This window comes from Bradyrhizobium sp. CCGUVB4N, assembly GCF_024199945.1.
GTDB lineage: Bacteria > Pseudomonadota > Alphaproteobacteria > Rhizobiales > Xanthobacteraceae > Bradyrhizobium.
Genome location: NZ_JANADP010000001.1, coordinates 6,825,552 through 6,846,996 on the forward strand (window position 1 = coordinate 6,825,552; position 21,445 = coordinate 6,846,996).

19 protein-coding genes and 1 tRNA gene are annotated in these 21,445 nt (G+C 63.9%); 11 read left to right on the top strand and 9 right to left on the bottom strand.

The window, feature by feature from the left end; translation table 11 throughout:
• The first annotated feature begins 1 nt into the window (after position 1).
• The gene (locus tag NLM31_RS31645) at positions 2-1,099 is read left to right on the top strand and encodes a Gfo/Idh/MocA family protein (RefSeq protein WP_254194861.1); all 1,098 of its coding nucleotides are present in this window, start codon (positions 2-4) and stop codon (positions 1,097-1,099) included.
• Between the two features lie 131 nt (positions 1,100-1,230).
• Here NLM31_RS31645 and NLM31_RS31650 read toward each other — a convergent pair.
• The 5 genes from NLM31_RS31650 to NLM31_RS31670 form a co-directional block, all read right to left on the bottom strand.
• A tRNA-Lys gene (locus tag NLM31_RS31650) sits at positions 1,231-1,306 on the bottom strand.
• A gap of 166 nt (positions 1,307-1,472) precedes the next feature.
• Positions 1,473-2,069, bottom strand: coding sequence for a Spy/CpxP family protein refolding chaperone (locus NLM31_RS31655; RefSeq protein ID WP_254133212.1), 597 nt, complete (start codon positions 2,067-2,069; stop codon positions 1,473-1,475).
• 226 nt (positions 2,070-2,295) lie between these two features.
• On the bottom strand, positions 2,296-3,192 hold the full coding sequence (locus NLM31_RS31660) for a DctP family TRAP transporter solute-binding subunit (protein ID WP_254194862.1): 897 nt from the start codon (positions 3,190-3,192) through the stop codon (positions 2,296-2,298).
• 288 nt (positions 3,193-3,480) lie between these two features.
• Entirely contained in the window at positions 3,481-5,043 is a 1,563-nt protein-coding gene (locus NLM31_RS31665; RefSeq protein ID WP_254194863.1) for a 2-isopropylmalate synthase, read from the bottom strand.
• A gap of 522 nt (positions 5,044-5,565) precedes the next feature.
• Positions 5,566-5,811, bottom strand: coding sequence for a hypothetical protein (locus tag NLM31_RS31670; RefSeq protein WP_254135493.1), 246 nt, complete (start codon positions 5,809-5,811; stop codon positions 5,566-5,568).
• Between the two features lie 300 nt (positions 5,812-6,111).
• Here NLM31_RS31670 and NLM31_RS31675 point away from each other — a divergent pair, with 300 nt between their 5' ends.
• The 10 genes from NLM31_RS31675 to NLM31_RS31720 all read left to right on the top strand — a co-directional run bounded on the left by NLM31_RS31675 (position 6,112) and on the right by NLM31_RS31720 (position 17,711).
• A complete protein-coding gene (locus NLM31_RS31675; protein WP_254194864.1) occupies positions 6,112-7,335 on the top strand; it encodes an SMP-30/gluconolactonase/LRE family protein in 1,224 nt (407 codons plus the stop codon).
• Between the two features lie 96 nt (positions 7,336-7,431).
• Positions 7,432-8,175: a 3-deoxy-manno-octulosonate cytidylyltransferase gene (locus NLM31_RS31680; RefSeq protein WP_254194865.1), complete on the top strand. Its 744-nt coding sequence runs from the start codon at positions 7,432-7,434 to the stop codon at positions 8,173-8,175.
• A 50-nt stretch (positions 8,176-8,225) separates the two neighbouring features.
• The gene (locus NLM31_RS31685; RefSeq protein WP_254194866.1) at positions 8,226-9,344 is read left to right on the top strand and encodes a D-alanine--D-alanine ligase family protein; all 1,119 of its coding nucleotides are present in this window, start codon (positions 8,226-8,228) and stop codon (positions 9,342-9,344) included.
• A 55-nt stretch (positions 9,345-9,399) separates the two neighbouring features.
• Positions 9,400-10,497, top strand: coding sequence for an FAD-binding oxidoreductase (locus NLM31_RS31690; RefSeq protein WP_254194867.1), 1,098 nt, complete (start codon positions 9,400-9,402; stop codon positions 10,495-10,497).
• Between the two features lie 227 nt (positions 10,498-10,724).
• A complete protein-coding gene (locus NLM31_RS31695) occupies positions 10,725-11,969 on the top strand; it encodes an ABC transporter substrate-binding protein (protein ID WP_254133219.1) in 1,245 nt (414 codons plus the stop codon).
• 91 nt (positions 11,970-12,060) lie between these two features.
• Complete coding sequence (locus NLM31_RS31700) at positions 12,061-12,936, top strand: branched-chain amino acid ABC transporter permease (RefSeq protein WP_254133220.1); 876 nt, start codon at positions 12,061-12,063, stop codon at positions 12,934-12,936.
• 1 nt (position 12,937) lies between these two features.
• Complete coding sequence (locus tag NLM31_RS31705; RefSeq protein WP_254133221.1) at positions 12,938-13,864, top strand: branched-chain amino acid ABC transporter permease; 927 nt, start codon at positions 12,938-12,940, stop codon at positions 13,862-13,864.
• Positions 13,864-15,345, top strand: coding sequence for an ATP-binding cassette domain-containing protein (locus NLM31_RS31710; RefSeq protein ID WP_254194868.1), 1,482 nt, complete (start codon positions 13,864-13,866; stop codon positions 15,343-15,345). The genes NLM31_RS31705 and NLM31_RS31710 overlap by 1 nt, the downstream gene beginning before the upstream one ends.
• Positions 15,346-15,399: 54 nt before the next feature.
• Positions 15,400-16,638, top strand: coding sequence for an ABC transporter substrate-binding protein (locus NLM31_RS31715; protein WP_254194869.1), 1,239 nt, complete (start codon positions 15,400-15,402; stop codon positions 16,636-16,638).
• Positions 16,639-16,811: 173 nt separating this feature from the next.
• A complete protein-coding gene (locus NLM31_RS31720) occupies positions 16,812-17,711 on the top strand; it encodes an SMP-30/gluconolactonase/LRE family protein (RefSeq protein ID WP_254194870.1) in 900 nt (299 codons plus the stop codon).
• A gap of 16 nt (positions 17,712-17,727) precedes the next feature.
• On the opposite strand, the gene NLM31_RS31725 is transcribed toward NLM31_RS31720, so the two are convergent.
• Genes NLM31_RS31725 through NLM31_RS31740 form a run of 4 tightly spaced genes read right to left on the bottom strand, consistent with a single transcriptional unit; the run spans position 17,728 to position 21,444 of the window.
• A complete protein-coding gene (locus NLM31_RS31725; protein ID WP_254194871.1) occupies positions 17,728-18,993 on the bottom strand; it encodes an MSMEG_0569 family flavin-dependent oxidoreductase in 1,266 nt (421 codons plus the stop codon).
• 12 nt (positions 18,994-19,005) lie between these two features.
• Entirely contained in the window at positions 19,006-19,293 is a 288-nt protein-coding gene (locus tag NLM31_RS31730) for an MSMEG_0570 family nitrogen starvation response protein (protein WP_254194872.1), read from the bottom strand.
• The gene (locus NLM31_RS31735; protein WP_254194873.1) at positions 19,286-20,452 is read right to left on the bottom strand and encodes an MSMEG_0565 family glycosyltransferase; all 1,167 of its coding nucleotides are present in this window, start codon (positions 20,450-20,452) and stop codon (positions 19,286-19,288) included. Before NLM31_RS31735 ends, NLM31_RS31730 begins: the two co-directional genes overlap by 8 nt.
• Entirely contained in the window at positions 20,449-21,444 is a 996-nt protein-coding gene (locus NLM31_RS31740) for a sll0787 family AIR synthase-like protein (protein ID WP_254194874.1), read from the bottom strand. Before NLM31_RS31740 ends, NLM31_RS31735 begins: the two co-directional genes overlap by 4 nt.
• Position 21,445: the final 1 nt, after the last annotated feature.

The following is a 21,445-nucleotide window of genomic DNA, read 5'->3' on the forward strand; positions in this document are numbered from 1 at the left end:
CATGTCCTCGCCCTCCATCTCGACAGCACAAAAGGTTCGCGTTCTCGTGGTTGGCCTCGGCACCATGGGGACCAGCCATGCCCGCGCCTACAGATCGATCGAGGGATTTGAGCTCGTCGGTCTTTGCACCTCGCGTGCAGCCGAGCGTAGCGATCTCGAGGCCGAGTTTCCCTCCCTTCCGCGCTTCGAAAGCTTCGACGAGGCGCTCACCAGCCTACGTCCCGATGCCGTCGCGATCTGCACCTACACGGAGCATCACGCCGCCATGGCCTTGCAGGCTATCGCCGCAGGTGCGCATGTTTTCTGCGAGAAGCCGCTCGCCAACACGCTGGAGGCCGCGCGACGGGTCGTCAGCGCGGCACGGACGGCCGGAAAGGCGCTGCTGATCGGCTATATCCTGCGCGTGCATCCCGCATGGTCGCAGTTCGTCGAGATCGGCCGGACGCTCGGAAAGCCGCTCGTGATGCGTATGAATCTCAACCAGCAGTCCGCGGGCTCCTTCTGGGAGGTTCATAAGAATCTCATGCGGTCGACTTCGCCGATCGTCGATTGCGGCGTCCATTACGTCGACATCATGTGCCAGGTGACGCGAGCGCGTCCCGTTGCGGTCCATGCGGTCGGGGCGCGGCTGACGAACGAGATCGCGCCGACCATGTACAATTACGGGCATCTTCACATCGTGTTCGACGATGGATCCGTCGGATGGTACGAGGTCGGCTGGGGTCCGATGATGAGCGAGACCGCTCATTTCGTGAAGGATTTGATCGGCCCGAACGGCAGCGTGTCGATGGTCGCGAAAGAGAGCAGCGAAGCCGCCGCGCATTCGGCCGACCATGACACGCATACGCGGACCAACGCCCTTCGCATCCATCACGCGGCGCGCGGCGCCGAAGGCCATTTTGCAAAGCCGGACGAGTTGATCTCGACAGCTGACGAACCCGGCCATCAGGAGTTATGCGAGCGCGAGCAGCGGCTGTTTCTGGGTGCTGTCCGTGGCGAGATTGACCTGTCCGAGCATCACGAGGACGCGATCAACTCACTCCGTATCGTCTTTGCCGCCGATGAAAGCGTTCGGAGCGGGGAAGTCGTCCGCCTGTAACACCAACCGGCATTCTGCCCCCGGCGTCCGCAAGGTGCGTTCAGCCAATCCATCATTGGAGAGCTCGCGTTCGCCAGTCACGGTGCGCACAGAGGGCGCTCCGACGACGACTTCGCGGCAAGAGTTATTAGTGGTGGGCGCACCAGGGCTCGAACCTGGGACCCGCTGATTAAGAGTCAGCTGCTCTACCAACTGAGCTATGCGCCCGAAAGGCGGTCAATGCCTTGCGAGGCCGGTCGTTTAGCAAAGCGATCCGGGTCTGGCAAGCGATGTGACGCATGTTTTCCAAGGTTCTTCCACAGCCGCCAGAATGCGAAAAGCCGCTGGATTCCAGCGGTTCTCAGAGGTTAATATCCGGGAAATCCCGGAGTGCTCAAAGACGCCCTTCCCGATCCGGGCCATCGTCGCGGTCGCGGCCGCGGAAGTGGTCCATGCCACGCTCCATCATGCGGTCCATGCCGCGCTCCATGAAGTGGCGGGGCGGGCCGTCCTCGCCGCCGCCGAACGGGCCGCGGTGGTGGGTCAGCATGGCAAGACGGCGCTTCTGGCCGTCGTCGAGGCTCTTGTAGAGCGGATCGGCGGCATCGGCGATCTTCTTCAGCGCCGCCGAGGTCGCGCCCATGTCGTCGGCGCGCTGGCGCAGGCGGGCGACCGGATCGTCCGGCTTGTTGCCGTCCTTGGCAGCGTCTCCGGAACCGGCGTTCATCCGCGCATTGGCGCGGTCGATCCGCAGCTTGGCGAAGTCGCGCACGGCGGCCTCGACCGGCGGCCATAGCTTCTCCTGGTCGGCGTTGAGCTTCAGCCCGGCATGGACCGCTGCGATCCGCGCGTCGACGAAGGCGGCGCGGTCTTCAGGGTTCATGCGGATGTGGCGGAAGTGCTCCATCCACGGGCGATGATATTGGGCATAGACCGCGCCCGAGCCGGCGATGCTGAGCACGGCGATGGCGGCGATGGTGAACTTCCTCATACGAACCTCCTCTGGAAGGATATCCTGAAGATGAGGGCCGGAAGGCCGAGGTGCAACTTACAACTTGGACAGAGAGGGCGTTCTGACGGAGATGTAATTCACTTGAACGTCCGTTCAGGCACCGCTGGACATCATCCGTAACAAAAAAGGGCTTCCGTGCAGCCCGCACGGAAGCCCTCCTTCATATTTCGTTTAGATTCGTTCGACGTGCGCTCGGTTCGTCGTGCTAGTTCGTCGTGCTCTTGGCTTCCTTCAGGAACTCGTCGATCAGCGGCTGGCCAACGAGCGCGTCGTCGTTTTCCTTCTGCGACTGCGCGTTGTTGAAGTCGGTCGCTTCCTTCATCGCCTTCGAGAGCTGGTCGCGGATGTCGGCCGGCAGATCGTCCCAGAACTTCTTGTTCACGATCACGACGTAGCCGATGTAACCGTGATTGGTCTCGGTGATGTACTTCTGCACCTCGTGCATCTTCTGGGTATAGATGTTGGACCAGGTATTCTCCTGGCCGTCGACCACTCCGGTCTGCAGCGCCTGGTAGACTTCCGAGAACGCCATCACCTGCGGCAGCGAGCCGAGCGCCTTGAACTGCGCCTGCAGCACGCGCGAGGACTGGATGCGGAACTTGACGCCCTGATAGTCGCTCGGTGCCACCAGCTTCTTGTTGGCGCTCATCTGCTTGAAGCCGTTATCCCAATAGGCAAGGCCGGTGATGCCCTTCGGCTCCAGCAGCTTGAGCAGCCGCGCGCCGAGCGGGCCTTCCGTCACCTTCCGCAGCGTCTTCAGATCGGGAAGGATGTAGGGCAGATCGAACACCTCGAACTCGCGGATGCCGAGCGGGCCGAATTTCGAGTTGGACGGCGCCAGCATCTGCACGCTACCGAGCTGCAGCGCCTCGAGCTCTTCCTTGTCCTTGTACAGCGTCGAGTTCGGGTAGACCTCGACCTTGACCTTGCCGCCGGTGTACTTCTCGGCGAGTTCCTTGAATTTTTCGGACGCCTTGCCCTTCGGGGTGTCGGTCGCGACGACATGGCTGAACTTGATGATGATGGGCGATTGAGCCGATGCCGGCCCGGTCAATGCCAAAGCCAATGCCGCGACGGATGCCGCGATCGCGAAGGTGCGCATATTCTCTCCCTTATTGTTCTCTTGGGCTGCCCAATGTGGGCGCCTATCCTCAAGCCGGGAGCATCAATAGCGGCTCGCGCATTGAGCCGCTATTGGCCGTTAGCAGGGCTGCTATTCGCCGTTAACACCGCGGATTCCGCTGCACTCCCTCTCCCGCTTGCGGGAGAGGGCTGGGGAGAGGGTAGCTCCACGTCGAGATATTCCCGGTGAGGAAAGAACCCTCACCCGGCGCTACGCGCCGACCTCTCCCGCAAGCGGGAGAGGTGCAACAACCAGCAGCGTCGAGCCTCAGCTCGCCGCAGCCGTCGTCACATTGTCGCGCTGGCGCTTCATGACGATCTTGTTGAGCGCGCCGAGATAGGCCTTGGCGGACGCCACCAGCGTATCCGGATCCGCCGCACGCGCCGTCATCGCACGTCCCTCATGCGACAGTCGCACCGAGACTTCCGCCTGCGCGTCGGTGCCTTCGGTCACGGCGTGGACCTGATACAGATCGAGCTTGGCCTCGTGCGGCACCAGGCGCTTGATGCAGTTGAACACCGCATCGACGGGACCGTTGCCTTCGGCCTCCTCGATCTTGATCTGGCCGTCGACGTCGAGCTTCATGGTCGCGCGCTGCGGGCCATGCGTGCCGGCGATCACGGTCAGCGAGGTCAGCTTGATGCGGTCGTGCGAGGCCGCCATCTCCTCGTCGACCAGCGCCTCGATGTCCTCGTCGTAGATGTCCTTCTTGCGGTCGGCGAGCGCCTTCATCCGCGTGAACGCATCTTCCAGCTGGTTCGGGCCGAGCTTGTAGCCCATCTCCTCCAGCTTGTGCACGAAGGCGTGGCGGCCGGAATGCTTGCCGAGCACCAGCGAGGACTGCTTCAGACCGACCATTTCGGGCCGCATGATCTCGTAGGTCGAGGCATCCTTCAGCACGCCGTCCTGGTGAATGCCGCTCTCATGCGCAAAGGCGTTCCGGCCGACGATGGCCTTGTTGTACTGCACCGGGAACGAGGTTGCCGCCGACACCACTTTCGAGGCGCGGGTCAGCTGGGTGGTGTCGATCTTGTTCCAGTAGGGGAATTTGTCGTTGCGCACGTTGATCGCCATCACGATCTCTTCGAGCGCGGCGTTGCCGGCGCGTTCGCCGATACCGTTAATGGTGCACTCGACCTGACGCGCACCGCCGACCACGCCGGCCAGCGAGTTCGCCACCGCCATGCCAAGGTCGTTATGGCAGTGCACGGAGAACACGGCCTTGTCGGAGTTCGGCACGCGTTCGATCAGCGTCTTCATGAAGTGGGTGTATTCCTCCGGCACCGTGTAGCCGACGGTGTCGGGGATGTTCACCGTGGTCGCACCGGCCTTGATGACGGCCTCCACGATGCGGCACAGATAATCCATCTCGCTGCGGGTGCCGTCCTCGGCCGACCATTCGACGTCGTCGATCTGGTTGCGGGCGCGCGCAACCATCGCGACCGAGGTCTCCAACACCTCCTCCGGCGTCTTGTTCAGCTTCACCCGCATGTGCAGCGGCGAGGTCGCGATCACGGTGTGGACGCGGCCGCGTTTTGCAAACTTCACGGCTTCGGCGCAGCGGTCGATGTCGGCTGGATGCGCGCGAGACAAGCCGGCGATGACGGCATTCTTGGAGCGGCGCGCGATCTCGCTCACCGCCTCGAAGTCACCCTGCGAGGTAATGGGGAAGCCGGCTTCGATGACGTCGACGCCCATATCGTCCAGGAGCTCCGCGACCTCGAGCTTCTCCTCGAAGGTCATGGTGGCGCCGGGGCACTGCTCGCCGTCGCGCAGCGTGGTGTCGAAAATGATGACGCGGTCCTTGTCGGACTTGTTCGCGGGGGCCATTGCAAATTTCCTTTTGAGCTTTTGCGCCGTCAGTCTGCTGGGCGCTTGAGGTGTCCGGTGATCTCGACCAACCCCTGAGCGCCCAGGCGCGTGGCGCCCAGCCGGCCCTCAGGGGCAAGTAAGAAGAAGGCCGCCAATAAGGAGGGTGGGCAGCAGCGCGGCCGGGATCGTGGCGGCGGCCAGAGCCACCTCCCCCGAAATCCCATCGATTTGGCCGCGAATCAGCATTGCCAGACCCTTTTGAGCCCCAAATCCTCGGTCAAAACCGTTGACGGTTGGTTGCCGGGAGGCTCAATGCGCCGTTTCTAGACGAGAAATGGCCGCAACTGCAACGCCAAAAGATGGTCAGGGGGACTGACCTGGTTACGGGCCCTCGCCGTTCGTGCTGTCATGCCAGACGACCGCCCCTTTTTGCTGGATCAGGGGCGGCAACAGATACGAAAAATCCGAATTTCGGTAAAGCGGAATATTTTTGAGCGCGCGGTTACAAGGATGACGGTCGCGCTTGTCGTCTCTAGAAAGCTACCCCGTGCGACGCGAGCGGGCCCTGCTTTCCCAACGATCCAGCATCTGGCCGAGTTCGCCGACGGCGGGGGACGGAGTTTCGTTGGTGTTGGCGGCAACGGTGGGGTTCAGCCAGTCCGGCTGCGTGTAGCCGCCCGTGCGGCGAGCCGCGGCACGCCGTTTGCGTGACTGGAAATCGCGCGTGAAATAGCCGGCCGCATACGCGATCCCGAGCAACACGATCAATGTAATGACACCCTGCACCATTGGCTGCGGCCTTTCTTTCAAGATTTCTGCGCAGCAATAGAGGCGACGTCAAGGCTTGACAGGGCCCAAACTGGGGCTCGGTTAATTCCCCACAGGCGCGCGAATTGTCGCGTCACACCGTGCAGAACGGCCGTTCACATTTATTCCCGCATGAATCGGCAGATTGACGATTTCGACGATCTTTAAATCGCACGGAGGATGTGACGTCGGCCCTCGCAACTCATCGCGGACGGGACTAACCTTGCCCTTGCTCGGCCGGATCAACCGGCCAGCTGAACACAACCTGGGAGGACGCGAATGACACGCCAACAGCAGCGTGAGCAGGATGCCGCGCTTTCACGACGGACGCTGGTCCAGGGACTTGCACTCGGTGCCGCGGCCACGATGGCCGGAGCGGGCACCGCACTGGCACAGACCGGACCTGCCGCCCCGCCGACGACGATCACAACACCGCCGCGCGACTTCGGCCCGCACGGCGCACCGACCACCTATTTCTGGGACCCCGATATCATCGCGGTCGATCCCTCCTTCAACGATCTGGCGCAGCCCAACACAGCGATCAAGCGACTCCATACCGGTCTGCTGTGGGCGGAAGGCCCGGCCTGGAGCGCGCAAGGACGGTATCTGCTCTGGAGCGACATTCCCAACAACAGGCAGATGCGCTGGAGCGAGGATGACGGCCGCGTCAGCGTGTTCCGCACGCCTTCCAACAATTCCAACGGCAACTCGTTCGACTTCCTGGGCCGCCAGCTCTCCTGCGAGCATCTGACCCGGCGGGTGACACGCTACGAGCATGACGGCACCGCCACCGTGCTGTGCGACAATTATAACGGCAAGAAGCTGAACTCGCCGAACGACGTCGTCGCGCATCCTGACGGCAGCTACTGGTTCACCGACCCGCCCTATGGCGGCCAGCTGTATGAAGGTGAGCCCGATGCGGCGGGCGGACCGAGCAACGCGGGCGGCAAGCTCAATCCGCGGATCGGACAGCCGGCCGGCTTCACACCTGGCAAGCGCGAGCTGCCGACCAATTGCTATCGCATCGATCCAAGCGGCCGCGTCGATCTCGTCGTCACCGAGGAGCAGGTGCCCGATCCCAACGGCTTGTGCTTCTCGCCCGACTTCAAGAAGCTCTATGTCGTCTCGACCGGCAAGGGACCGGGCGACACCGGCCCCGGCGGCAAGGGCGAGATTTTCGTGTTCGATGTCGGCGCGGACAACAAGCTGTCCAACGGAAAGCGCTTCTCCGATTGCGTGATCGACGGCGTGAAGTGCGGGCCGGACGGAGTGCGCTGCGACGTCAACGGCAATGTCTGGGCTTCCAGCAATGCCGGTCGCGCGGTCGGCTATAACGGCGTGACAGTGTGGTCGCCGGACGGCAAGCTGCTCGGCCGCATTCGCCTGCCGGAAGTCTGCGGCAACGTCTGCTTCGGCGGTCCGAAGCGCAACCGCCTGTTCATGGCCGCGAGCCAGTCGCTGTATGCGGTGTTCACCGCGACGCAAGGTGCAGGGCCGGGCTGAGCAGGCGTGAGCTGAATTGCGACGAGGCGCCAGCGTTCCCCGCTGGCGCCTCAAACTTGCGTGCGATGTTGCCCGTTCAGGAAACGAAAGGTTTCAATGCGTCCGATCGTAATCATACCCACGCGGCTCGGTTCAACCCGGCTCCCCGGCAAAGCACTGACGGATATCAATGGTCAACCAATGATCTCTCACGTCTGGCGAAGAGGCCTCGAGGCCGATATCGGCCCCGTCGTCGTCGCCTGCGGCGATCAAGCCATCGTGGACGTCATCGACGATCTGGGCGGCCGGGCGATCTTGACTGACCCGGCCCTCCCGACGGGATCGGACCGTGCGCACGCAGCGTTGCAGTTGATCGACGCGGAAGCGGCCTACGATGTCGTCGTCGTGCTTCAGGGCGATCTGCCGACCATCGATCCATCGACGATACGGGCGACAATGGAGCCATTGTCGCGGCATGCCGATTGTTCGATCGCCACGCTTGCCACCGAGATCGAGGATCCCATCGAGCTCCAGGCGCCGAGCGTCGTCAAGATCGCCCTTGCGATCCACCCCGGAGAGACCATCGGTCGCGCGGTCTATTTCAGCCGAGCCGTGATCCCCTCAGGGGCCGGGATGCACTATCATCACGTCGGCATGTACACTTACCGCCGCGAGGCGCTGGCGAAATATGTCGGCCTGCCACGCGGCGTTCTCGAGCAGCGAGAAAGCCTTGAACAGCTCAGAGCGATCGAGAATGGCATGCGGATGGACGCGAAGGTGATCCAGACGGAGCCGCTCGGCGTGGACACGCTGGCCGATCTCGAGCGCGCCCGAGAACTTTTGGCGGAAAGGGCGATCTAGCCGCCCGAGGCAACACGTGACTTCCGGACAGAGCGCGTGATAATTGAGCCATGGCAGACAAAATTCGCGTCGTGGTTCTCTATGGCGGCAGGTCCGGCGAGCACGAGGTCTCGCTGAAATCGGCGGCCTCCGTGCTCAGGCATCTCGACCGTGCGCTTTTCGAGGTGATCCCGGTCTCCATCGACAAGACGGGTCGCTGGCAATGGAACGATCTTGCCAGGATCGATCCTGCGCAGGCGGCCTTGCCGATCCTGCCCGATGCGCCCGAGATGCGGCTTGCCAGAGGCGCCGATGGACGCGGCATTCTCGTGCCGATCTCAGAAGACGCCACAGGGCCGATCGAGATCGACGTCGTCTTTCCGGTCATGCACGGCCCCCTTTGCGAGGACGGCACCGTGCAGGGCCTTCTGGAGCTGGCCGAGGTCGCCTATGTCGGTTCGGGCGTTCTGGCCTCCGCGGTCAGCATGGACAAGGATGTCGCCAAGCGGCTCGCGGACTTCGCCGGCGTTCCGGTCGCGCCGTATCGCGTGCTCACCCGCAAGGCCTTCGCCGCGGATCGCGCCGCGTCCCTCGTCAAGGCGGTCGAGGGTCTGAGCCTTCCTGTGTTCGTCAAGCCGTGCAACATGGGCTCCAGTGTCGGCATTCACAAGGTCAAGACGTGGGATGCGCTCGGGCCTGCACTCGACGATGCGTTTCGCTATGACCTCAAGGTGCTGGTCGAACAGGGCATCGACGCCCGCGAGATCGAGGTCGCCGTGCTCGATGGCGAGACGCTGTTTGCGAGCGTCGCCAGCGAACTCAATCCGAACGCCCATCACGAATTCTATTCTTACGAGGCCAAATATCTCGATCCCGACGGCGCCCGCGTCGATCTTCCGGCAAGGCTCGACCCGGCACAGATGGAGCGCGTGCGCGCGCTCGCGGTGCAAGTGTTCGCGGCGCTCGAATGCAGTGACCTCGCGCGGGTCGATTTCTTCCTCGATCGGCAGACCGGCGAATTCTGCTTCAACGAGATCAACACCCTGCCCGGCTTCACGTCGATCAGCATGTATCCGAAGATGATGGAAGCCTCTGGCGTGCCGTATGGAGAGTTGCTGACGCGCCTCGTCCATCTGGCGCTGGGTCGCCATCAGCAGCGTCACGCCCTGGAACGTGGCTATTCGAGCTAGGTTGTCTCCTCCGGATTAGCCGGATCAGGAAACAAGCCATGTCGGGAAACAAGCCATGCGCGTTGTGATCTGCGGCGGCGGCGTGATCGGGGCCTGCACCGCATACTTCCTCCGCCGCCTCGGCGTCGATGTCATCGTCGTGGAGCGGACCGAGGTCGCGGCCGCGGCCTCCGGCAAGGCCGGCGGCTTTCTGGCGCGCGACTGGTGTGCGGGCACGCCGCTTGATGCGCTGGCGCGACGCAGTTTTGCGCTCCACGCACAACTGCCCGGCGAGATCGCGGGCGATTGGGGCTACCGCCCGATGAGCGCGTATGGCGGCTATGTCGCTCCCGATGGCGATCCGCGCCGGATGACGCCATCAGCGCTCGGCTGGCTCGGCGACGGCGTCGTCATCACGCAGCGCATCGGCACGACCGACACGACCGCGATCGTTCATCCGCAAAAATTCACCTCGGCCGTGATGAACGCGGCGCTGGCGCAAGGCGCAGAGCTTCGCCACGGCCGAGTCACCGGTATCGTCCGCGACGCGACGCGTGCGAAGGGTATCGCGGTCGAAGGCAGCGTCATCGAAGCGGACGCCGTCGTGATCGCGATGGGACCATGGTCGCTGCTCGCGGCGCAATGGATGAGCCTGCCGGCTGTCTATGGCCAGCGCAGCCCGAGCATCGTCTACGACATCGGCCCCAACGTGCCGGCCGATGCATTGTTCCTGGAATGTGAGACGGATGGCAGCGCCGTGTCGATCGAGGTGTTTCCGCGTGCCGACGGCAGTACGCATATCACGGCGCTGTCCGACATCGCGCAGCTGCCGCTCGATCCGGCAGCGGTGACGCCGGACCGCGATGCGATCGCGCGCTTGCAAGCCATGTCGGAGCGGCTGTCGCCGCTGTTTCGTCCTGAAAAAATCATCGCGCAGCAGGCCTGCTTCCGCCCCGTCACGGAGGACGGCCTGCCGCTGATCGGCCGGGTGCCGCAGAGCGAGGGCCTCTATGTCGCGACCGGACATAATGTGTGGGGCATCCTGAATGCGCCCGCGACCGGCGAAGCGATGGCTCAGCTGATCGCGGATGGTACGACGCGCGAGGTGAACCTCGCGCCATTCAATCCGGCCCGGCTCTCGCCGCTCGATCCGTCGACGCTGCGAGCGCGCTGAGCCCGCTCAACAGCGGAGTTGTGAACCTGCGATGCGCTCGCATGCCCATCGCCGAAATCTGCATGCCTGCACGCGGAATGTCAGTCCGCTCTGCCCGATATTTACGCAGACGCTAGACTTTAGTCCCCATCGTACAATCCTGAATACAGTTTTACTTGCCGAGGATTCTCTCGCCGTTATAGTCGCGCCAATAGCTCAAAGAAGCTTGGTTCAAGGGAGAGAACAACATGAATAAAGCACTCTCTGGTGCATTGCGAAGTGCGCTTGGCGCAGTCGCGACCGGTGCATTGTTGGCAGCGTCAGGCCCGGCCTTTGCGGCCGACCCGATCAAGATCGGCGTCATCGCGGAAGCGCAGGCGATTGCCGGCGCATCGATCCCGCAAGCGGCGCAGCTCGCCGCCGACGAGATCAACGCGGCCGGCGGCGTCGACGGCCGCAAGATCGAGATCATCGGTTACGACAATCACTCCTCCTCCGCCGACTCGGTGCGCGCCTTCCAGCGCGCGGTGAACGAGGACAAGGTCAACGCGGTCATCGCCAGCTATATCAGCGAAGTGGTGCTGGCGCTGGAGCCTTGGGCTTCGCGGCTGAAGACGCCGTTCGTCACGCCCGGTGCGGCCTCCAACGAGATCAGCAAGAGCGTTCACGCCGATTACGAGAAGAACAAGTACACCTTCCATGGCTATCTGACCTCGGCGGCCCTCGCGCTCTCGGTCTGCGACGGCGCCAAGGACCTGCTCGTCGACAGGCTGCACATGAAGACGGCGGTCATCATGAGCGAGGACGCCGCCTGGACCAAGCCGCTCGATATCGGCTACGAGGAATGCCTGCCCAAGATCGGGCTGAAAGTGCTCGATCACATCCGCTTCTCGCCCGACACCACCGACTTCACCCCGATCTTCAACAAGATCGAGGGCTCGAAGCCCGACGTGATCATCACCGGCATCTCCCATGTCGGCGTGCAGCCGACGGTACAGTGGAAGAACCAGCAGGTGCCGATCCCGATGTTCGGCATCTCCTCGCAGGCCACCAACGAAACCTTCGGCAAGGACACCAACCAGGCCGCCGAAGGCGTGCTGTATCAGGGCGTCTCCGGGCCAGGCGTCGCGGTGACGCCGAAGTCGGTGCCGTTCGCCGAAAACTTCAAGAAGAAGTTCGGCAACTACCCGTCCTATGCCGGCTACACCGCCTATGACGAGGTCTACTACATCGCCGACGCCGTGAAGCGCGCCGGCTCGACCGATGCCGACAAGCTGGTCGATGCGCTGGAGAAGACCGACTGGGAAGGCACGATCGGCCGCGTCCAGTTCTACGGCAAGGACGATCCGTTCACGCACTCGATCAAATACGGCAAGGGCCTGATCACCGGGCTGATGCTGCAATGGCAGGACGGCAAGCAGAGCGCGGTCTGGCCGAAGGACGTCGCCAAGGTCGACATCAAGTTCCCGAGCTTCATCAAGCTCTCGAACTAGCAGGAGTAGCTCCCGGGACCACCTCCCGGGAGCTTCCATTTGCGGCGTCCCGCAGCACCTTCCCTCAAGTGAGACTCTCGGCCAATCATCAATGCGAGCTTTCCAGATCCTGATCGATGGCTTTGCCATCAGTGCTCTCTACGCTCTCGGCGCCACCGGCTTCACACTGATCTTCGGCGTCTCCGGCGTGCTCAACCTTTCCCACGGTGCCATCATGGTGGCGGCAGCGGTGGCGGCCTGGGCCGCCGCCAGCGTGCTCAATGTCGGCACCTATGCCGGCGCGCTGATCGGGGTGGGCGTCGCCCTGCTTGCGGCGTTCGCCACCTACTTTGCGGTGGTGAAGCCGATCCAGGACTCCCGGCGCATCCCGAATGAGGAGAAGGAGATCTTCGTCCTCACGGGAACGCTGCTCTGGGGCATCATGATCCAGGAGCTGATCGCCTATTTCTTCACCAACAATGCCAAGACCGTGCTGCCGATCGTCGAGGGTGTCGTCGAGATCCTCGGCGTCCGCACGCCGAAGAACGAGATTTTCACGGCGATCGTGTGCTGCCTCGTCATCGCACTGCTGTGGCTGCTGGTGAACCGCACCCGCACCGGCAAGGCGGTGCTGGCGGCCTCGATGAATCCGCGCGGCGTCACGCTGCTCGGGCTCGAGCTCACCAACATCTACATCGTGGTGTGGGGCATCTACGGCATCCTCGCCGGCATCGCCGGCGTACTGCTCGGCATGTTCCTGGGCGTTAGCTCCTACAGCGTGGGTCCGCTGACCGCGAGCGCGTTCTCGATCGTGGTGCTCGGCGGCCTCGGCAGCGTCTCCGGCTCGCTGATCGCCGCCTTCGTGGTCGGCTATCTGGAAACGCTGACGGCCTACCTGGTCTCGCCGGCCTACCGCACCATCCCGGCGCTGCTGCTGCTTGTCTTCGTGATGTACATCCGGCCCCAGGGCCTTCTGGGGAGGCGCTGAGATGGCGAGCTTCTTTACCTCGCGCCTGTTCTTCGTGTCGCTGGCGCTCGTCATCGTCGCGGCAACCCTGCCGCTCTATGTTTCCGGCTATGTGCTCGGGCTCCTCACCGTCGCGTTCTATTTCGGCGTGTTCGCGATGGCCTGGGACCTGCTGTTCGGCTTTGCGGGCGAAGTGAATTTCGGTCCGACCTTCCTGATCGGCGTCGGCGCCTACACCGCCGGCATTCTCAACGCCCAGTTCGGCTGGTCGGTCTATCTCTGCATCGTGCTGGGCGCGAGCGCCTCGGTCGTCGCCGGCCTCGTGCTGGCGCTGCCGGCGTTGCGCGTCCGCGGGCCGTATTTCGGCCTGACCACGCTGGTCGCGGTCTTGATGCTGCAGAACTTCATCGTCGTGTTCGCCGACCTCACCGGCGGCGAGATCGGCCTCACCATCCCCGACGTCATCAGCATCAATGCCGGCACGAACTACTGGATCGCGCTCGGCTTCATGACGATCTCGGCCGCGATCCTCTATGGCCTGTCGCAATCACCGATTGGCCTGGTGCTGCAAGCCAGCGGCCAGGATCCGGTGCAGGCCGGCGCGCTCGGCTTCAACATCGTCAAGCACAAGCTCGCCGCCTTCATCGTCAGCGCGTTCTTCTCAGGCCTGTCGGGTGCGCTGCTGGTGTTCTATTTCGGCACCGCCTCGGTCGGCACCGTCGTCGACGTCGCGGTCGGCGTGAATGTCATCGTGTCGGCCGTGCTTGGCGGCCGGCGCACCGTGCTGGGCGCAGCGTTGGGGGCGATCTTCCTGATCGTCGCCGGCGAATTCCTGCGCCCGACCGGTGAGCTCGCGACCTTCATCGTCTCTGCGGTCGCACTGCTCGTCGTCCTGTTCTTCCCCGGCGGCTTCCTCGGAGCGGCCCTCTCGCGCGAGGCTCGCTCGTAATGGATCAGAGGCTTTCAAACCGGCCCGTGCTCGAAGTCCGCGGCCTGACCAAACGCTTCGGCGGCTTGACCGCGGTGAAGAACCTCGGCTTCGAGGTCAACAGCGGCGAGATCTTCGGCCTGATCGGGCCGAACGGCTCGGGCAAATCCACCGCGATGAAGAGCGTGATGGGCATCGAGCGCCCGACTGCCGGCGACGTGATCTTCGAGGGCGAGAATGTCGCCGGCCTGCCCGCGCACAAGATCGCGCGCAAAGGCTTCGGCATGGTGTTCCAGCACTCGCGGCCGCTGAACCGGCAGACCGTGCTGGAGAACATCATGGTGGCGCTGCTGCCGGACAGCCTGTTCATGCTGTTTCCGGACAAGGCGCTGGTCGAACGCGCCAAATGGATCGCCGATCGCGTCGGCCTCGGCAGCGTGATGAACCGCCGCCCGCCGACGCTGCCCTTCGCCGATTTGCGCCGGCTCGAGCTCGCCAAGGCGATCGCGCGTGACCCCAAAGTCGTGCTGGTCGACGAGCCCTTCGCCGGCCTGACGCGCGCCGAGGTCGACGTCTTCTCCGACCTGATCCGCAGCTTCCGCGATGACGGCCGTGCCGTGATGCTGGTCGACCACAACGTCAAGAGCGTCGCGGCACTGGTCGACCGCGTGCTCGCGATGTATCTCGGCGAAGAGATCGTCACCGGCAAGGCTGACGACGTCATGAAGAACGAGACGGTGCGCCGGGTCTATCTCGGCGGCGCCATCGAAACCCATGCGCGGCCCGAGACCAGCTTCAAGGACAAGGTGCCGCTGCTCCAGGTCGAGAATGTCAGCGTCCATTACGGCAAGGCGCAGGCGCTGGAGAACGTCTCGATCCACATCCACGAGGGCGAGTTCGTCTCGATCGTGGGCCTCAACGGCGCCGGCAAGACCACGCTGTTCAACACCATCTCCGGCTTCCTGCCCTACACCGGCGAGATCATCCGTGGCGGCGAAACGCTGCGCGGCACCAGTCCGGCCAAGATCGCCCGCAGCGGCCTCGTGCAATGCCCGGAATCGCGCGAGCTGTTCGGGGAGATGAGCGTGCGCGAGAATCTCGATCTCGGCGGGCAGCATCTCGCGGACGACAAGCGCGCGGCGCAGCTCGCCTGGCTGTTCGAGCTGTTCCCGATCCTCAAGGAGCGCCAGGGCCAATTGGCGCAGACGCTCTCCGGCGGCGAGCAGCAGATGCTGGCAATCGGCCGCGCGCTGATGATGCAGCCGCAGATCCTGATCCTGGACGAGCCGACGCTGGGCCTCGCGCCCGTCATCCTCGAGCTTTTGTCCAAGGCGCTGGAGAAGCTGCGGCAGACCACCTCGATCACGGTGCTGCTCGGCGAGCAGAACGTGACATTCGCACTTCCGCACGCCGACCGCGTCTATGTGCTGGAGCACGCAAGGATCGTCTGGGAAGGCGATCCCGGCCGCTTCGCCAGCGAAGCCGGTGCCGATTTTCTCTAGTTCGCACGTATCAACAACAAAACAACCCAAGAAAACAACGAAAGGGAAACGACCATGCGATCATCGAGCATTTTTGGCTCCGCCCTCCTCACCTCCGCGCTGGCGCTGTGCCTCGCCGCCCCCGCCTACGCGCAGTCGAACGATCCGATCAAGATCGGCGTCATCGCCGAGGTGCAGTCGATCGCGGGTGCCGCGACGCCCGGCGGCGCGCAGATCGCCGCCGACGAGATCAACGCCAAGGGCGGCATTCTCGGCCGCAAGGTCGAGATCGTCACCTATGACAACAAGAGCTCCTCGGCCGACTCGGTGCGCGCGTTCCAGCGCGCGGTGAGCGAGGACAAGGTGTCCGCGGTGATCGCGAGCTATATCAGCGAGGTCGTGCTCGCGCTCGAGCCCTGGGCGGCGCGCCTGAAGATGCCGCTGATCACCCCCGGCGCCGCCTCGAACGAGATCACCAAGGCGATCCACAACGACTACGAGAAGAACAAGTACACCTTCCACGGCTATCTGACCTCGGCCGCGCAGGCCCAACTCGTCTGCGACGCGGCGAAGGATCTCCTCGTCGACAAGCTCAAGTTCAAGACCGTCGCGATCATGAGCGAGGACGCCGCCTGGACCAAGCCGCTCGATGTCGGCTACGAGGCCTGCCTGCCCAAGGCCGGGCTGACGGTCGTCGAGCATATCCGCTTCTCGCCCGATACCACCGACTTCACGCCGATCTTCAACAATATCGAAGGCAAGAAGCCGGATGTAATCGTTACCGGCATCTCGCATGTCGGCGTGCAGCCGACGGTACAGTGGAAGAACCAGCAGGTGCCGATCCCGATGTTCGGCATCAGCGCGCAGGCGCTGAGCCCGACCTTCTGGAAGGACACCAATGGTGCCGCCGACGGCGTGCCGTCGCTGGCCGTCGCGACGCCCGATGTCGCCGTGACCTCGAAGACGAAGCTGTTCGCCGCGGCCTTCAAGGCCAAGTTCGGCACGCCGCCGGCCTATACCGGCTACACTGCCTATGACGAGGTCTACATCATCACCGACGCCATCAAGCGCGCCGGCTCGACCGATCCGGACAAGATGGTCGCCGAGATGGAGAAGACCGACTTCGAGGGCACGATCGGTCAGATCAAGTTCTACGGCAAGGACGACGAGTTCACCCACGGCATCAAGTCCGGCGCGGGCGCGGTCACAGGCCTCGTCTTCCAGTGGCAGGACCAGAAACAGGTCGTGGTCTGGCCGGAGAAGATCGCCGAAGGCAAGCTGAAGTTTCCGAACTTCGTGAAGCTGTCGCAGTAAGAAGCCAAAGAACGCTTTCACAACGACGATTGCCCGGGGCCTGTCCCCGGGCATTTCGTTTCTGCCTCGATGCACTCTCGAAGTGAAGCACGCTTGCAAATTCGGCAGGGTCGATCACAGTAAGGACCGCACGCAGGCAATCCCAAGAATCTGCGGCTCATCAAGGAGGACACATGCTCCCCTATGTCGCCCACGACCCTCGTTTCGACCAGCTGGTCTTCGGCCACGTCAATCTTGAGAAACTCACCAGCGGTTGCCGCTGGGCCGAAGGCCCCGCCTACTTCCCGGCCGGGCGCTACCTGATCTGGTCCGACATTCCGAACAACCGGATGATGCGCTTCGACGAGACCGACGGATCGGTGTCGGTGTTCCGATCGCCGAGCTTCAATTCCAACGGCAACACGACCGATCGCCAGGGGCGGCTCGTGACCTGCGAGCATTTCATGCGGCGCGTCACCCGGACCGAGCACGACGGCTCGATCACCGTGCTGGCCGACGCGTTCGAGGGCCGCCGGCTGAATTCGCCCAACGACGTCGTGATCAAGTCAGACAACTCGATCTGGTTCTCCGATCCGACCTACGGCATCGACAGCGATTATGAAGGGCAGCAGAGTCCGTCCGAGATCGGCGCCTCCAACGTCTACCGGATCGACGGCAGCTCCGGCGCCATCACGCGCGTCGTGTCCGACCGGGTGAAGCCCAACGGGCTGGCGTTCTCGCCGGACGAGACCCGGCTCTACGTCGCCGATACCGGCGCGACCCATGTCCGCGGGCTTCCGCCGACGATCTGGTCCTACGAGGTGAAGGGGCAAACGGTCGGGGAAGCCTCGCTGTTTGCCACCTGCCCGGACGGGCTCTATGACGGCTTCCGCTGCGACATCCATGGCAACGTCTGGACCTCGGCGGGCCGCAGCGTGTTCTGCTATGCGCCTGACGGCACCCATCTCGGTACGGTCCCGATCGGCGAGATCGTCGCCAATGTCTGCTTCGGCGGCCCGCGCCGCAACCGCCTCTACATCTGCGGGCAGACCTCGCTGTATTCGATCTATCTCAACACGAAGGCGGCGGTTTAAGTGGATTGCGCCGATATTATGCGACCTCACGCGTTTCGACGCGTAACGCGCTCGATCGCTCGTTGATGTGCTCCGCGACAAAGCCGGTGTCTCGCCCGATTCCGACAAACCGGCCGGAGCCCCAGGTGTAGAGCCACGGCAGGCCGACCACATAGGCGCCGTCAACCGACGTGATGCCCCGCCTGTGGGTCGGATACCCGGTGCCATCGAACATCGGCAGGTCGATCCAGGACCAGTCGGAACGGAAGCCGGTCGTCCAGATGATGCTCGTGACGCCGCTCGCTACGAGATCGAGCTCCCTGGGGACCGCACTTGGAGACCATACGGGCTCATAGTGAGGCGTCAGGGGTGCAGCGATCCTGTTCTTCGCGATGTGGTCGTCGATCAGCCGGCATATGCCGTTGTAGACCCGATCAGCGCTGTCGAGATTGACTTGAAGATCATCGCCAAACTGCAAGGAGGTTCCGCGACCGTCCTTGAGGCGGCCGTAGAGCTTCATGCCTTCGAGCGCGAATTTGCGCAGGTCGATGTCGCGGCCGCCGTCCCGCCCGGTCAAATAGTGATTGGCGTTCTTGCGAACGCCCTCCTTCAGCGAATGCTTGTCGACGGGCAGGTCATACTGGCCGAGATCGTCGAGCCAGTCGACCGCATCCCGGCCTCGATAGAAGCGCGGGCAGCGCGGCGCGCTGCCGACGGCGAGATGCACCTTGCGACCGGCCAGATGCAGGTCTTCGGCGATCTGGCAGCCCGACTGCCCACTCCCCACCACGAGGATCTCGCCCGGCGGCAACTGATCCGGATTGCGGTATGCGGAGGAGTGGATCTGCGTGATCGATGCATCGAGCCGGTCGGCAAACGGCAACACTTTCGGGATGTGATAGCCGCTCACGGCCAGCACGACGCTGTCGGCGGCGATTTCGCCCAGCGTCGTCTCGAGCACGAAGCCGCGACCAGACTGCCGAAGGCGTGTAACGGTGACGCCTTCGCGGATCGGCGCACCGATGTGCTTCGCAAAATCCTCGATGTAGGAGACGATCTCGTCGCGCAGCATGAAACCATGCGGATCGCTGCCGGTGTACGGAAAGCCGGGAAGCTGGCATTGCCAGTTCGGCGTTACCAGACAGAATGCGTCCCAGCGCTGGGTCTTCCAGGAATGCGCGATGGTATTTTTCTCAAGCACGACATGCTCGATGCCACGCGCCTTGAGTTGCGCGCTCATGGCAAGGCCAGCCTGGCCGCCGCCGATCACCACAACCGGATAATGAGAGTGAAGGTCGGACATGATCAGCTCCTGCTATTCTTCAAACGAGACGATTGTGACGGAAGCACCCGGCGTGGCCTCGAACTGCGCGGCCACGGCTTCGATCCGGGCAAGCTGCCCGAGTGCGCGTGAGCACAGAAAGCCGTACTTCTCACGGACACGCTCGGCCGCGATCGTCAGCGCGATGCGGCTTCGGTCGCGAAAATCGTCGAGCGCATAGGTCGTGCCGGCGACGAAATGATCCTTGATGACGAGCGAGGGCGAATAGCAGGCCTCTATCCGCTCATCAGGCCAGCGCACGTGGAAGTGCATCTCAGGCATAATGCACCTCGCGCATCTCCTGATAGGCCGTCATGTGTGCCCTGGCGGTGCGGCTCCAATCATGATGCCGGGCGACCCCAGCGCCATTCGCGATCAGGCGCGAGCGCAGGGGCTCGACGAGCGCACTGAGGGCGGCATCCGCGATCGAGCCCGCGTGATGCGGATCGCACCAGGCAACATCGTCGGGGCCGAGATATTCCGTGAAAGGTGCGATATGCGAGACCGCCGCCGGCACGCCACTGGCCATCGCTTCCAGCACAGTCAGGCCAAAGCCTTCGCGCAAGGACGGAAACAGCAGCACATCGGCCAGACGATAGAGCGACGGCATGTCGGCATCCATCAGCGGACCGGTCTCGATCACGGCATCCGCTGGAAGCCCTGCATCGCGCAGCCGCGACTTGAACTGTTGGCGATAGAAGCCATGGTCGAGGAGAGACGCGCCGCCGGCGATGACGAGCTGCGCGGACCGATGCACGGCGTGCACCTGCCGGAAGGCGTCGAGAATGCCGAGCGCGTTCTTGCGCTGCTCGACACCGCCGACCGAGAGCAGGATCGGGCCGGAGCGAAGGCCGAGCCGGGCGCGCAGCATCTGGTCGGCGGATGCCGGGGTGGCTGAATAGCGCACCGTGTCGACGCCGTTGCCGACCAGCGTCGCCGAGCGCGACATCTCCGCCATCAGCTGCGCCTGCCAGAACCGGCTGACGACGAACAGGCCGTCGGCGTGAACAATCGAGCGACGGTCGAGTTCGCAGAGCCGCTCGTCCCTGAATGCATCGATGTGATGAACGGTGCGGACGTAACGTTGAATCAGGCCGCGCTGCTTCAGCGTCGCGAGCGCATTGCCGGAGATACCGTCCTGGGCGTGGAAGACGTCGTACTGCCGGTTTGCGGCATCCTCGAAATGCCTGACATAGTCCGCGATGCGCGCCTCGACCATCGCGACGACGTCGCCGGAGGTGGGCGACGCCGGCACGGAGCGCGTCGCGGCGCGGCTACGGCGGAAGAAGCCTTTGCCTGCGGGATCGGGCGCGTGCACGACCGGCTCATGTCCGAGGTCTGCCAGCGCGTCGGCAAGCGCGAGCGCGTGCACCACGCCACCGCGTGGATTAATCGAGTGCGTGAGGATCGCGATCCGAAGCCCGGATGAACCACCGCTCATGCCACGCTCCGCTGCTGATGGCTCCGACCTGGCGCACATCCGATCAAAGGCTGAGCCGCGAAGTCCCAGACCGTTGCGCGGCCGCAAGCAGCGCGAATGTCCACGCTCGTTCCCACGCTGACGTCTCCGATCGCGGCTGCCGCGATGCCGCGCCGCTGGAAGCGCGACAGGATCTCGTCGACGGAGTCGGGCTTCGCCGACAGGAGATAACCGAAGCTCGGGAATGTGAGCAGCCAGCGCTCGAGCGGCGCACCGGCGGGAATTGGAATCGCCTCAACGTCCAGCGTGATGGCGACCTGCGAACACTCGGCCAGCATCGCCGCAGTCCCGACGACACCGCCCTGGCTGATATCCTTGGCGGCGAGCGCGAGCCCCGTCTCGGCAATGGACGGCAGGATCTCCAGATCGTCGCGCAACCGCTGCGCCGGTGCGTCGGTCGCCGCTTCCCAGTTCGCGAACGGCTCGCGGTAACGGCCGCGAAGATCTATCGCCGCGATGATCTTGTCGCCGGGCCTGGCGTCGAAGCTGGTGAGGAGGCGCTTCGCGCGGCCAAGGATTGCGACGGCAAACTGGCTCTGGCCGCTGCGCACATTGGTATGCCCGCCGATGACGGGCACACCGAATGTCTTCGCGGCGGCTTTCAATCCTTCTAGGATGGGCGCGGCCTTGTCCGCACCATTGGACCAGATCGCGTTGACGATGGCAGTCGGCCGCCCGCCCATCGCCGCGACGTCCGAGATGTTGACCATGGCGCCGCACCAGCCGGCAAACCAGGGGTCGGCGGCGACGAATTCGTTCATGAAGCCTTCGATCGCGAACAGCGTGTAGCCATCCCCCTCCGGGATCGCCGCGCAGTCGTCCCCCACCGCGATGGCGTCGCCCCCCGAGAGGTCGAGCGCGGCCGCAACAGAAGCGATGTCGGCCTTGGCGGCGATGCCGCGGCTTTGGCGGAGCCTTTCGGCGAGGCTCGTGAGTGCGGCGTCCGTCAGCATG